At 71.4% G+C, this 13,191-nt stretch carries 7 protein-coding genes; 5 read left to right on the top strand and 2 right to left on the bottom strand.

Features of this window, described 5'->3' with window-relative positions:
* Positions 1-18 precede the first annotated feature (18 nt).
* Both glgX and V1351_RS04470 read left to right on the top strand, forming a co-directional pair.
* Positions 19-2,103, top strand: a complete 2,085-nt coding sequence (gene glgX, locus V1351_RS04475; protein ID WP_338751104.1) for a glycogen debranching protein GlgX — start codon at positions 19-21, stop codon at positions 2,101-2,103.
* A 218-nt stretch (positions 2,104-2,321) separates the two neighbouring features.
* Complete coding sequence (locus tag V1351_RS04470) at positions 2,322-3,662, top strand: dicarboxylate/amino acid:cation symporter (RefSeq protein ID WP_338751102.1); 1,341 nt, start codon at positions 2,322-2,324, stop codon at positions 3,660-3,662.
* An 80-nt stretch (positions 3,663-3,742) separates the two neighbouring features.
* Here V1351_RS04470 and glgP read toward each other — a convergent pair whose 3' ends face one another.
* Positions 3,743-6,322, bottom strand: a complete 2,580-nt coding sequence (gene glgP / locus V1351_RS04465) for an alpha-glucan family phosphorylase (protein WP_338751101.1) — start codon at positions 6,320-6,322, stop codon at positions 3,743-3,745.
* 72 nt (positions 6,323-6,394) lie between these two features.
* Here glgP and V1351_RS04460 point away from each other — a divergent pair, with 72 nt between their 5' ends.
* Genes V1351_RS04460 through glgB form a run of 3 tightly spaced genes read left to right on the top strand, consistent with a single transcriptional unit; the run spans position 6,395 to position 12,109 of the window.
* On the top strand, positions 6,395-8,434 hold the full coding sequence (locus V1351_RS04460) for an alpha-1,4-glucan--maltose-1-phosphate maltosyltransferase (RefSeq protein ID WP_422389006.1): 2,040 nt from the start codon (positions 6,395-6,397) through the stop codon (positions 8,432-8,434).
* Positions 8,435-8,438: 4 nt separating this feature from the next.
* Complete coding sequence (locus V1351_RS04455; RefSeq protein ID WP_338751099.1) at positions 8,439-9,848, top strand: maltokinase N-terminal cap-like domain-containing protein; 1,410 nt, start codon at positions 8,439-8,441, stop codon at positions 9,846-9,848.
* Positions 9,845-12,109: a 1,4-alpha-glucan branching protein GlgB gene (gene glgB / locus V1351_RS04450; protein ID WP_338751097.1), complete on the top strand. Its 2,265-nt coding sequence runs from the start codon at positions 9,845-9,847 to the stop codon at positions 12,107-12,109. Before V1351_RS04455 ends, glgB begins: the two co-directional genes overlap by 4 nt.
* Positions 12,110-12,207: 98 nt before the next feature.
* On the opposite strand, the gene V1351_RS04445 is transcribed toward glgB, so the two are convergent.
* A complete protein-coding gene (locus V1351_RS04445) occupies positions 12,208-13,167 on the bottom strand; it encodes a tetratricopeptide repeat protein (RefSeq protein ID WP_338751095.1) in 960 nt (319 codons plus the stop codon).
* Positions 13,168-13,191 lie beyond the last annotated feature (24 nt).

Below are 13,191 nucleotides of genomic sequence, written 5' to 3'. Positions count from 1 at the left end.
CTGCATACTCTGTGATCCATGTCGACCACCGGCGCCCGAGCGCTCGCCCCCCGTCCCGACCCCGGAGTGCGCCCCGTCACCGGCGGCGTCGAGGCAGCCGTCCTCGCGGTCGGGGCCACCGACGTGTGGCTGTGCACCTTCGACGACGACGGGAGCGAGTCCCGCCACGCGCTCCTCGACACCGGGCAGGGCTGGTTCGGCGGGTACGTGCCGGACATCGCGGCCGGCACCCGGTACGGTTTCCGGGCCGACGGCCCGTGGGACCCCACCTCAGGGCACCGATTCAACCCGGCCAAGCTCCTCCTCGACCCGTGGGCGCGCTCGATCGAGGGCGACATCACCTACGGCCCCGAGGTGCTCGCCCACGACCCCGACGACGCAGCTGCCCCCTCCCCCGTCGACTCCGCCCCCTTCGTCCCGCGGTGCGTGGTCGTCGAGACCGACTTCGACTGGGGAGGGGACACTCCCCCTTCGCCCTCCCGGGACGAGCGGGTCGTCTACGAGGCGCACGTGCGCGAGGTGACCATGCGCCTGCCCGGCGTGCCCGAGCAGCTGCGCGGCACGTACGCGGGACTGGCCCACCCGGCGACGATCGAGCACCTGCTCGACCTCGGCGTCACGAGCGTCGAGCTGCTCCCGGTGCACGCCCACGTCGACGAGCCGCACCTGCGCGACCTGGGGTTGACCAACCACTGGGGCTACAACACGATCGGCTTCTTCGCGCCGCACGCCGCGTACGCGAGCAGCAGCGAACCGCACGAGGTGCTGCGCGAGTTCAAGGGCATGGTCAAGCTGTTCCACGAGGCAGGGCTCGAGGTCCTGCTCGACGTCGTCTACAACCACACGGCCGAGCAGAGCGTCGGGGGCGCGACCATCGCCTGGCGCGGACTCGCCGCGCCGACGTACTACCGCCTCGACGACGAGGGGCACGACGTCGACGTCACCGGAGTCGGCAACACGCTCGACCTCAGCGACCCGGTCGTGCGCGAGATGGTGCTCGACTCGCTGCGCTACTGGGTTGACGAGTGCCACGTCGACGGCTTCCGCTACGACCTCGCGGCGACGCTCGGCCGGGACGAGGACCTCGACTTCGATCCGGACCACCCCTTCTTCGTCGCGCTGCGCGAGGACCCGGTGCTCTCGGGCGTGCTGCACATCGCCGAGCCGTGGGACATCGGGCCGGACGGCTGGCGCACCGGTCAGTTCCCCGGCGCCTGGGCGGAGTGGAACGACCGCTTCCGCGACACCGCGCGCGAGTTCTGGCTCGCCGGCCCCGGTGGCCTGTCGGCCGGCGCGGACCCCCGGCACGGCGTGCGCGACCTGGCCACCCGGCTCGTCGGCAGCCGCGACCTCTTCGCCGAGCGCACCCCGCTGGCGTCGGTGAACTTCGTCACCGCCCACGACGGTTTCACCCTCGCCGACCTGGTGACCTACGACGAGAAGCACAACGAGGCCAACGGCGAGGACAACCGCGACGGCAACGACCACAACCTCTCCTGGAACCACGGCACCGAGGGGCCCACCGACGACGAGGTCGTCTCGCTCGCCCGCCGCCGGTCGATGCGCAACCTCCTCGGGACGCTGCTGCTGTCCGCGGGGGTGCCGATGCTCTCCTGCGGTGACGAGATCGGCCGCACCCACGACGGCAACAACAACCCCTACTGCCAGGACAACGAGATCACCTGGTTGGACTGGGACCTCGACGACACCCGCCGCGACCTGCTGGCGACCGCGAGGGCCCTGACCGCCCTGCGGCGCGCGGTCCCGGTGCTGCGGGACCACGACGAGTCGGTCATCGGATGGTTCGACGAGACCGCTGCCGAGATGACCGACGCCGCCTGGGGGCAGGACGAGCGTCGGACCCTGCAACTGCGGCTCGCGGGGCAGCCCTGTGCGCTGCTCGTCGCGCACGGCGGTCTGGACGAGGTCGAGGTGACCCTGCCGCAGACCCCGGACGGCGGCCACTGGCGACTGCGGTGGGACAGCGCCTGGGAACGGCCCGCCTGCCTGGGTGGCGGTGGACTCGCCGAGGAATCCCCCGCGAGTTCACCTCCACCCGCACAGGTGCTCACCCCGCTCAGCCTGCGGCTCTACACGACCTGAGTCGCCCCCGTCGCCGGGATCCCGCACGAGCCCAAGCAGGTGCGTCCGGGTGGGAATAGAACCGGAACGGGCGAGGTTGGCGGCTGTCGTGAGATGGAACCGGTGGGGTCTGACCCGGCGGCTGGACGTGGACCTGAAGCGCCACTCCACCTGCCGTTAGTGCCTGCGCCCTGACGCAGATCGCTTTCATCCCCACTCACAGCAAGGACCCCTCACACATGCTTGCCTCATTGCGCCGCATCTCGTTCGGCCAGCAGGTGCTCATCGGCCTCGTCCTCGGTGTCATCCTCGGCATCGTCGCCCGCAACATGGGCGGCAGCGCGGACAACCCGAACTGGCTGACCGAGACGCTGACGATCGTCGGCTCCTCCTTCGTCAGCCTCCTGCGCACGATCGTCCCGGCACTGGTCTTCCTCGCGATCGTCACCTCGATCGCCAACCTCAAGCAGGTCACCGGGGCCGCCCGCCTCGCGTGGCAGACGCTCCTGTGGTTCGCCGCCACCGCGCTCATCGCGGTCGGCATCGGCATCACCCTCGGTCTGGTCATCGACCCGGCCCGCGGCGCGCAGGTCAGCGCCGACGCCGCGACCGCACCGGAGAGCACCGGCAGCTGGCTGGACTTCCTCACCGGGCTCATCCCGGCCAACATCCTCGGGCTCGAGGGCTCGGCCGCTGGCGACGGCTCCATCGGCTTCGACTTCAACGTCCTGCAGATCCTGATCATGGCCATCGCCGTCGGCATCGCCGCGCTCAAGGTCGGCGAGGAGGCCGAGCCCTTCCTGACCTTCGCCCGCTCCGCGCTGTCGGTCGTGCAGAAGGTCCTGTGGTGGGTCATCCGCCTCGCCCCGATCGCGACGGTCGGCCTGCTCGGGAACGCGGTCGCCAGCTACGGCTGGGACGCGATCAGCTCGCTCGGTCGCTTCACCGGCGCGATCTACCTCGGTCTGGCGATCGTGCTCCTCGTCGTCTACCCGGTCCTGCTGCGCCTGAACGGCCTGTCCGTGCGCCGCTTCTACGCCGGCGCCTGGCCCGCCATCCAGCTCGGCTTCGTCTCCCGCTCCTCGATCGGCACGCTGCCGGTCACCCAGAGCGTCGCCGAGCGCAACCTCGGCGTGCCCCGCTCGTACGCGTCCTTCGCGGTGCCGCTCGGTGCGACGACGAAGATGGACGGCTGCGCGGCCATCTACCCGGCGATCGCGGCGATCTTCGTGGCGCAGTTCTTCGGGGTGTCACTGGGGATGACCGACTACCTGCTCATCGCCTTCGTCTCGGTCCTGGGGTCCGCGGCGACCGCGGGTGTCACCGGTGCCGTGGTCATGCTCACCCTGACCCTGTCGACGCTGGGCCTGCCGCTCGAGGGCGTCGGTCTGCTGCTCGCGGTCGACCCGATCCTCGACATGGGCCGCACCGCGACCAATGTCGCCGGTCAGGCACTCGTGCCGACGATCGTCGCCCGCCGCGAGGGCATCCTCGACCAGGCGGCCTACGACGCGACGACCCATGGCGAGGCACTCACGCCCGAGGGCAGCGTTCGGCAGCCGGTTCCGGCGACGGCCTGACCCGGCGATCGGCGAAGTGGGTGGCGGTCCGGCTCGGACCGCCACCCCCTTCGCACCTGCTTGGGCTCTGGCGAGCGCGCTCAGGCGTTGGCGACGAGCCCCATGCTCGCGGCGAAGGCCATGAGCTCGTGCCTGGGCAGGACGCGCACGGTCCAGCCGAACTGGCCGGTGCGCTCGATCGGGACCTGCCCGGCGAACTTCGCCTTGCCGTCCTGGTAGGACTCGACGAAGTCGAGCGAGGTCGCGTCCCAGTCGACGAGGTCGTCGGTGCCCAGCCCCACGCGGCCGGCGACGACCTGCACGTCGACCTCCGCGGGGTCGAGCCCGTCGAGGGCGACGTAGGCGTCGACCCGCAGGGACTCCCCCACCACGGGTGAGTCGGAGACCCCGGACCCCTCGACGTGGTCGACGTGCACGGCCGGCCACCCGGCGCGCACCCGGGCCTTGTAGTCGGCGAGCAACCGGGCACCGGCGTGGTCGTCGGTGTTGACGCGGGCGTTCTGCCCGGCGGCAGGTGCGTAGAGCTGCTCGACGTAGTCACGGACCATGCGGGTGGCCAGGACCTTCGGGCCGAGGGTGGTCACGGTGTGCCGCAGCATGGACAGCCAGCGTTGCGGCAACCCCGCCTCGTCGACGTCGTAGAAGCGCGCCGCGACCTCGGTCTCGATCAGGTCGTAGAGCGCGGCGGCCTCGATGTCGTCGCGGCGGGACTCGTCGTCGAGGCCGTCGGCGGTGGGGATGGCCCAGCCGTTCTCGCCGTCGAACCACTCGTCCCACCAGCCGTCGAGGATGGAGAGGTTCAGCCCGCCGTTGAGGGCCGCCTTCATGCCGGACGTGCCACAGGCCTCGAGGGGGCGAAGGGGGTTGTTCAGCCAGACGTCGCAGCCCGGGTAGAGGGTGCGGGCCATCGCGATGTCGTAGTTGGGCAGGAAGACGATGCGGTGGCGCACGTCGTGCTGGTCGGCGAACTGCACCATCTGCTGGATGAGCTGCTTGCCGGTCTCGTCTGCGGGGTGGGACTTGCCGGCGATGACGAGCTGGATCGGCCGCTCCGGGTGGAGCAGCAGGGTCTTGAGCCGCTCGGGATCGCGCAGCATCAGCGTCAGGCGCTTGTACGTGGGCACCCGTCGCGCGAAGCCGATCGTCAGCACGTCGGGGTCGAGCACGGAGTCGGTCCACCCCAGCTCGGCATCGGTGGCGCCGCGCTTGGACCAGCTCGATCGCAGGCGAGCCCGCACGTCGTCGACGAGTGCGGACCGCATCCGCCCCTTGGCCGACCAGATGGCCTCGCCGGGCACGTCGGGGATCTCGTCCCAGCGGTCGGCGGCGGCGACGTCGCGACCGCCGAGGTGCTTCGCGGCGACCTCGTAGACGCTGTCGTCGACCCAGGTCGGGGCGTGCACGCCGTTGGTGATCGAGGTGATCGGCACCTCGGACTCGTCGAAGCCGGGCCACAGACCCTCGAACATCTCCCGCGAGACGTGCCCGTGCAGCTGCGAGACACCGTTGGCCCGGACGGCCAGGCGCAGCCCCATGACCGCCATGTTGAAGACCTCGTCGGAGCCGCCCTCGTAGGTCTCGGCACCGAGGGCGCGCAGCTTCTCCAGCGGCACGCCGGGCAGCTCCTGCGATCCTCCGAAGTACCGCTCCAGCAGCTCGACGTCGAAGCGGTCGATGCCGGCGGGGACCGGCGTGTGCGTGGTGAAGACGGTGCCGGCGCGGGTGGCCTCGGCGGCCTCGTCGAAGGTCATCCCGGCAGATTGCGTGAACTCGCTGATCCGCTCGATGCCGAGGAAGCCCGCGTGGCCCTCGTTGGTGTGGAAGACCTCCGGGTCGGGCGCACCGGTCAGGCGTGACCACAGGCGCAGGGCACGCACGCCACCGATGCCCAGCAGCATCTCCTGCTGGAGGCGCTGCTCGCCGCCGCCGCCGTAGAGCCGCTCGGTGACCGCACGCATCGCGTCGTCGTTGCCCGGCACGTCGGAGTCGAGCAGCAGCAGCGGCACGCGACCGACCTGGGCACGCCACACGTGGGCGTGCAGCTGGCCACCGCCGGGCATGGCGACGGCAACGACGCACGGGCTGCCGTCGTCCTCACGCAGCAGGTGCAGTGGCAGGCCCTGCGGGTCGAGGACCGGGTAGGTCTCCTGCTGCCACCCCTCGCGGTTGAGGCTCTGCTTGAAATAGCCGGTCTTGTAGAACAGGCCCACGCCGACGATCGGGACGCCGAGGTCGGAGGCCGCCTTGAGGTGGTCGCCGGCGAGGATCCCCAGGCCGCCGGAGTACTGCGGCAGCACCTCGGTGATGCCGTACTCGGGGCTGAAGTAGGCGATCGCCGCCGGCAGGTGGCCCTCGTCCGGGACCGCCTCCTGGTACCAGCGCGTCGCACCCAGGTAGCGGTCGAGGTCGGCCTTGGCAGCGTCGACGCTGGCGCAGAAGTCCCCGTCCCCGGCCAGCTCCTCGAGCCGGGCGCCGGCGAGCTCGGACAACAGTCGCACCGGGTCCCGGTTCACCTCCTCCCACAGCTGCGGGTCGATGCCCGCGAAGAGGTCGCTGGTCGGCGAGTGCCAGCTCCACCGCAGGTTCATCGCCAGGTCCCCCAGTGCTGCGATGGGTTCGGGCAGGACGGTACGGACGCTGAAACGTCGAATGGCCTTCACGACTTCATCTTGGCGGGTGGTGAGGTGCCGCGCCAAGTCGTCCTGCGCGCCTTCGCGGGTAACGTCAGGGGGGTGAGCCCCGACGTCCTCGGCGACCCGCCCCCTTCGCCCGCCGTACCCGTGTCCGTCCCGCCGCAGCACCCGCTCGGTCGGATCCCGGTCCTGGACGTACGCCCCTGCGTCGACCACGGGTGTCGCCCAGCGAAGTCCGTGGTCGGCGAGCCCTTCACGGTGACCGCCACGGTCTTCGGTGAGGGTCACGACGCCGTGGGCGCGAGCGTCGTGCTCACCGCCCCGGACGGCAGCGAGCACCGTCGGCCGATGACCTGCACCAACCCGGGCCTGAGCCACTGGCAGGCCGAGGTGAGCGCCGACGCCCCGGGCACGTGGACCTACCGCGTCGAGGGCTGGTCGCACCCGTGGGCGACGTGGGTGCACGACGCCTCGATCAAGATCCCCGCCGGCATCGACGCCGAGCTGATGCGGGCCGAGGGCGCCCGCGTCCTCGGCCGCGCGGCGGACGAGCCACAGCGCAGCGAAGGGGGGCGCCGCGCCCTTCGCTGCGCTGCGGAGATCCTGCGCGACCCCGCGCACCGGCCGGAGGCGGCCCTCCACCTCGTGACCACCGGGCCCGCCGCTGAGGAGCTGGCGGCACTGCCGCTGCGCGAGTTGCTCAGCCCGAGCGTGGACCTACCGCTGCTCGTCGAGCGCGATCTGGCGCTGTACGGCTCTTGGTACGAGATCTTCCCGCGCAGCGAGGGCGCCCACGTCGACGAGACCACCGGACGCTGGGTCAGCGGCACGCTGCGCACCGCCGCCCGGCGGCTGCCCGCGATCGCCGGGATGGGATTCGACGTCGTCTACCTCACGCCCGTCCACCCGATCGGCACGACCGCGCGCAAGGGCCCCAACAACACCCTGGATGCCGGTCCGCTCGACCCCGGCTCCCCCTACGCGATCGGCTCCCCCGACGGTGGGCACGACGCGATCCACCCCGACCTGGGGACCTTCGCCGACTTCGACGCCTTCGTCGCCGACGCGCGGGACCTCGGCCTCGAGGTGGCCCTCGACCTGGCGCTGCAGTGCTCCCCCGACCATCCGTGGGTCGCCGAGCACCCGGAGTGGTTCACCACCCGCGCCGACGGCACGATCGCGCACGCGGAGAACCCGCCGAAGAAGTACCAGGACATCTACCCGGTCAACTTCGACAACGACCCGGCCGGGATCTACGCCGAGGTGCGACGGGTCGTGCAGGTGTGGATCGACCACGGCGTGACGCTCTTCCGCGTCGACAACCCGCACACCAAGCCGGTTGAGTTCTGGCAGTGGCTGATCCAAGATGTCGCAGCCGTGGCGCCCGATGTCATCTGGCTGGCCGAGGCCTTCACGAAGCCGGCGATGATGCACACCCTGGCCAAGGTCGGTTTCCAGCAGAGCTACACCTACTTCGCCTGGCGCAACACCGTCGCCGAGCTGACCGAGTACGGCACGGAGGTCTCGGGCGAGGCCGCGGCGTACATGCGGCCCAGCTTCTGGCCGACGACGCACGACATCCTCACGCCGTACCTGCAGTTCGGCGGGCCCGCGGCGTGGAAGGTGCGCGCGGCACTGGCCGCGACGATGGTCCCGACGTGGGGGATCTACAGCGGCTACGAGCTGATGGAGCACGTCGCCCGTCCCGGCTCCGAGGAGCAGATCGACAACGAGAAGTACGAGTACAAGGACCGGCGCTGGGACGAGGTCGCCGAGTCCGGGGAGTCGCTCACCGGCTGGCTGACGATGCTCAACGCGATCCGGCGCGAGCACCCGAGCCTGCAGCTGCTGCGCAACCTGACCTTCCACCACGTCGACGACGAGAACCTCATCGCCTACTCCAAGTCACGCACCCTGGCCGACGGCAGCGAGGACCTCGTCATCGTCGTCGCCAACCTCGACCCGCACGGCACCCGCGAGTCGACGCTGCGCCTGGACATGGGCGCTCTCGGTCTCGACTGGGACGCCCGCCTGCAGGTCACCGATCTGGTCACCGGCAGTCGGTGGGAGTGGGGCGAGGCCACCTACGTGCGCCTGGGCGTCGACAGCGAGCCGGTCCACATCGTCTCGGTACGGTGAGTTGATGGCCACGATCCACGACGCCGCGCTCTCCCCCGGCAAGGTCGAGCTCGTCGCGGGGTGGATCGGCGCGCAACGCTGGTACACCGGCACCGGGCGACCCCACCTGCGACGACTCGACTCGTGGCGGCTCGACGACCCCGCGGGCGAGGTCGGCATCGAGACGATCGTGCTGCTCGACGAGTCCGACTCGGTCGTCTACCAGGTACCGCTCACCTATCGGGGTGCACCACTCGAGGGGGGCACGGCGGCGCTCCTCGGCGAGATGGACCACTCGGTCCTCGGCCGACGGTGGGTCTACGACGCCCCCCACGACCCGGTCTACGTCGAGCAGCTCCTCCGGCTGGTCCGGGGGCGGGTCGTCGCGCAGCACGGGTCGCAGTCGGACACACCCGAGCCGGACGTGCGCGGGGTGCCGCACCCGACCTGGCCCACGGACCCCGTCGTCGGCTCCAGCCGGGTCCACGGCGGGGAGCAGTCCAACACCTCGGTGATCGTCGATGCCACGCCCAGCCCGGTGGTCATCAAGATCTTCCGCACCCTCGCCGCGGGGGACAACCCCGACATCACCCTCCAGGAGGCGCTGGCCAAGGCGCAGTCCCCCTTCGTCCCCTCCAGCATCGGCCACGTGGACGGCGCCTGGACGCGCCCGGACGGTGACGGGCGGGACCACGGCCAGATCGCCTTCGCCCAGGAGTACCTCGCGGACACGACCGACGCCTGGCAGGTGGGGCTGGAGCAGGCGGCGAGCGGCACCCCCTTCGCCGACCGTGCGCGCGAGCTCGGCCGGGTGACCGCACAGGTCCACTCGACCCTCGCCAAGGCACTGCCCACCCGGGCCGCCGACGCCGCGACGGTCCGCGAGCACGTGGGTCGGATGCGTCGTCGCGCCGGCGTCGCGCTCGGTGAGGTCCCCGCCCTGGCCGCCCACGAGCGGCCGATCAACCGTCTGCTCCGGGCCGCGGAGCGAGCGGACTGGCCGGCGTTGCAACGCATCCACGGCGACCTGCACCTCGGTCAGGTCCTCGACTCCCCCCGCCGCGGCTGGGTGCTCATCGACTTCGAGGGCGAGCCGCTGCGCCCCCTGAGCGAGCGCAATGCCCTGGACTCCCCCCTTCGCGATGTCGCCGGTCTGCTGCGCTCGATCGACTACGTCGCCGGGTCGCTGACGCGGCCCGGTGCCCACACCGCCGCGGACGTCGACGTGCGCCGGTGGTGCACCCGGGCCCAGGAGGCCTTCCTCGACGGTTACGGCGAGATCGACACCGACCCGCGCGAGCACGAGACCCTGCTCACCGCCTTCGTCCTCGACAAGGCTCTCTACGAGGTCATCTACGAGGCACGCAACCGTCCCTCGTGGCTGCCCCTGCCGCTCGAGGCGATCGACCGGCTGCTCCAGGAGGCACATCCGTGACACCGATCCCCGACTCCGCCCTGCCCGGAGCCCTCTGGGCCATCACGCACGGCCGCAGCGCCCAGCCGCACGACGTGCTCGGCCAGCACCTCGAGGAGGGCGGGCTGCGCGTGCGGGTGCGCCGACCCCTTGCGACCCGGGTGCGGGTGCGGTTCGAGGACGACGTCGTCACCGACCTCGCCCACGAGCAGGACGGGATCTTCTCCGGGGTGCGCGCCGACGCGACCCGGACGATGGACTACCGGGTCCTGGCGACGTGGGAGGACGGGGTCGAGCACGTCCAGGACGACGCGTACCGCTTCGTCCCGACGCTCGGCGAGATGGACCTGCACCTGATCAACGAGGGCCGCCACGAGCAGCTGTGGAGCGTGCTCGGCGCGCACCTGCACCGCTACGACGGACCGATCGGCACGGTGACCGGGGTGTCCTTCGCCGTGTGGGCACCGCGGGCCAAGGCCGTGCACGTCATCGGCGACTTCAACGGCTGGGACGAGCTCACCCACCCGATGCGGGCCCTGGGCAGTTCCGGGGTCTGGGAACTCTTCGTGCCCGACGTCCGGGCCGGAGCCGTGTACAAGTTCGCCGTGCGCGGCGCCGACGACGTGCTGCGGCACAAGGCCGATCCCCTGGCCCGCCTCGCGGAGACCGCTCCCGCCACCGGCTCCGTGGTGACCTCCTCGACCTACGAGTGGGACGACGCGAACTGGCTCGCCGCACGGGCCGCGCGCGACCCGCACACGGCACGGATGAGCGTCTACGAGGTGCACCTGGGTTCGTGGCGGCGCGGGCTCGACTACCGGCAGCTGGCGAGGGAGCTCGTCGCGTACGTGCGCGAGCAGGGCTTCACCCACGTCGAGCTGATGCCGGTGATGGACCACCCCTACCCGCCCTCGTGGGGCTACCACGTGACCAGCTACTTCGCGCCGAACTCGCGTTTCGGTTCACCCGACGACTTCCGCCACCTCGTCGACGCCCTGCACGGCGCCGACATCGGGGTGATCCTGGACTGGGTCCCCGGGCACTTCGCGACCGACGAGTGGGCGCTGGTGCGCTTCGACGGGCTCCCGCTCTACGAGCACCCGGATCCGCGGCGCGGGTGGCAGCCGGACTGGGGCAGCTACGTCTTCGACTTCGGCAGGCCCGAGGTGCGCAACTTCCTCGTCGCGAACGCGCTGTACTGGCTCGAGGAGTTCCACGTCGACGGGCTGCGCGTGGACGGGGTCGCCTCGATGCTCTACCTCGACTACTCACGCAACGACGGCGAGTGGATCCCCAACATCCACGGCGGCCGCGAGAACCTCGAGGCGATCGCCCTCCTGCAGGAGATCAACGCCACCGCCTACCGCCGCTCGCCCGGCATCATCACCGTGGCCGAGGAGTCGACCGCCTGGCCGGGCGTGACCCGCCGGACGGACGAAGGGGGGCTCGGCTTCGGCCTGAAGTGGAACATGGGGTGGATGAACGACGCCCTGCGCTACCTGGGCGAGGACCCGATCAACCGGGCACACCACCACACGCTGCTGACCTTCGCGATGATGTACGCCTACGCAGAGCACTACCTGCTCCCGATCAGCCACGACGAGGTCGTCCACGGCAAGGGCTCGATGCCGTACAAGATCCCCGGGGACGACGCGGACCGCCTCGCGACCCTGCGCAGCTTCTACGCCTACCAGTGGGCCTTCCCCGGCAAGCACCTGGTCTTCATGGGCACCGAGTTCGCGCAGACGTCCGAGTGGGCGGACGGCCGCTCCCTCGACTGGCACCTGCTCGACCACCCCGCCCACCGTCGGGTGCAGGAGCTGGTGCGCGAGCTGAACTCCTTCGCCGCCCGCCACCCCGCGATGTGGGCACGGGACGACCGCCCGGAGGGTTTCCGCTGGCTGGACGCGGACGACGCCGCGGGCAACACCGTCTCGTTCGTCCGCTCGGCCGAGGGCGGTGCCGGCACGGCGGGCACGAGCGATGTCGTCGTTGTCGTCGTCAACTTCGGTGGCACCGACCGTGACCTGCGCATCGGCCTCCCCCGAGGAGGGGCCTGGCGCGTCGACCTCGACACCAGCGGCTTCGACGCGGCGAACTCACCGAGCCGGGCCGGCACCGACCTCGTGGCCCAGGAGCGCCCCTGGCACGACCAGCCCTTCTCGGTCGAGCTGAACGTCGCCCGTCTCAGCGCGATCTACCTCGTCCCGGCACGGGAGCCACGGACCGGAGCGGTCGACGGATCGGGATCGAGCCCGACTCAGGCCGAAGCCCGCACCTGAGGACGAGGCGCCATGACGGGAGAGCCGTGCGGGCTTCGCGCCAGGGGCCGACCCGGTCCGTCGTCCGCGGACCCGGCCGCCACGTGCGACAACAGGACTCAGAACAACGCGCTCATCAACGTCGTGCGGCCCTTGCGCACCCGCTCGTCCTGGTTGCCGACGACGGCGAAGAGATCGAGCAGATGGTCCTTCACCCGGTCGCGCTCCTCGCCCGCAGTGACGCGCACGAGGTCGATGAGTCGGACGAAGGCGTCCTCGACGTGCCCGCCGAGGACGTCCATGTCGGCGACGACGAGAGCGGCGTCGATGTCCTTCGGGTCCTGCGCGGCAGCGGCGCGGGCAGCCTGCAGGTCAACGCCGCGGGTGCGCCTCATCAGGGCGACCTGGGCGAGACCGAGCTCGGCCTCGGTGTCCTTGGGGTTCTCCGCGAGGGCCTTCTCGTAGGCAGCAGTCGCGGCATCGAGGTCATCGCGCTCGATGGCATCGAAGGCCTCCTGGTGCAGCGGCGGCAGCTCCTCCTGCCCTTCCTCGGGCGCGGCGCCGCCGGCCTCGACCCGCCCGGTCACGCCGTGCTGCACGGCGAGCTGGAGCAGCTGGTCGACCACCTGACGGAACTGCTCCTTGTCGACGAGTCCGCTGAAGAGCGGCACCGGCTGCCCGGAGACGAGGCCGAGGGCGACCGGGACCTCCTGGGCCTGGAGCGCCTGGGCCACTCCGGGGCTGTTGACGAGGTCGATCGCGACGACCTGCAGCCGACCATCGAGCGAGCGGGCGATGTCGACGGCGTCGTCGACGAGGGTGCGACTCTGCGGGTGCTGCGAGGACCAGACGATCGCCAGGGCCGGCACGGCGGCGGTGCGGGAGACCACCTGGTTGAAGGAGGCGTCGTCGGCCTCGATCAGCAGGCCGTCGGCGCTACCGCCCGGGGAGGTGGCGCCTCCGGCTCGGTCGGGAGAGCCGGCCGGCGTCCCGGCTGCAGGTGCGGCGTCGGATCGGGCTGGACCGCCGAGGCCGGAGAGGTCGACGGCTCCACGGATGGCGCGGGTCGGGTCAGTCATGCCCCCATCATTCCCCACGCGTGC

Source organism: Janibacter sp. A1S7, assembly GCF_037198315.1.
GTDB lineage: Bacteria > Actinomycetota > Actinomycetes > Actinomycetales > Dermatophilaceae > Janibacter > Janibacter alittae.
The sequence above is the reverse complement of the archived record's forward strand: the minus strand, read 5'-3'. Positions and strand labels throughout refer to the sequence as shown.

What these genes read in the sequence shown, in the direction of transcription:
- glgX (WP_338751104.1), top strand. Translation starts at nt 19, where the DNA reads ATGTCGACCACCGGCGCCCGAGCGCTCGCCCCCCGTCCCGACCCCGGA.
- V1351_RS04470 (WP_338751102.1), top strand. Translation starts at nt 2,322, where the DNA reads ATGCTTGCCTCATTGCGCCGCATCTCGTTCGGCCAGCAGGTGCTCATC.
- V1351_RS04455 (WP_338751099.1), top strand. Translation starts at nt 8,439, where the DNA reads ATGGCCACGATCCACGACGCCGCGCTCTCCCCCGGCAAGGTCGAGCTC.
- V1351_RS04445 (WP_338751095.1), bottom strand. Translation starts at nt 13,167, where the DNA reads ATGACTGACCCGACCCGCGCCATCCGTGGAGCCGTCGACCTCTCCGGC.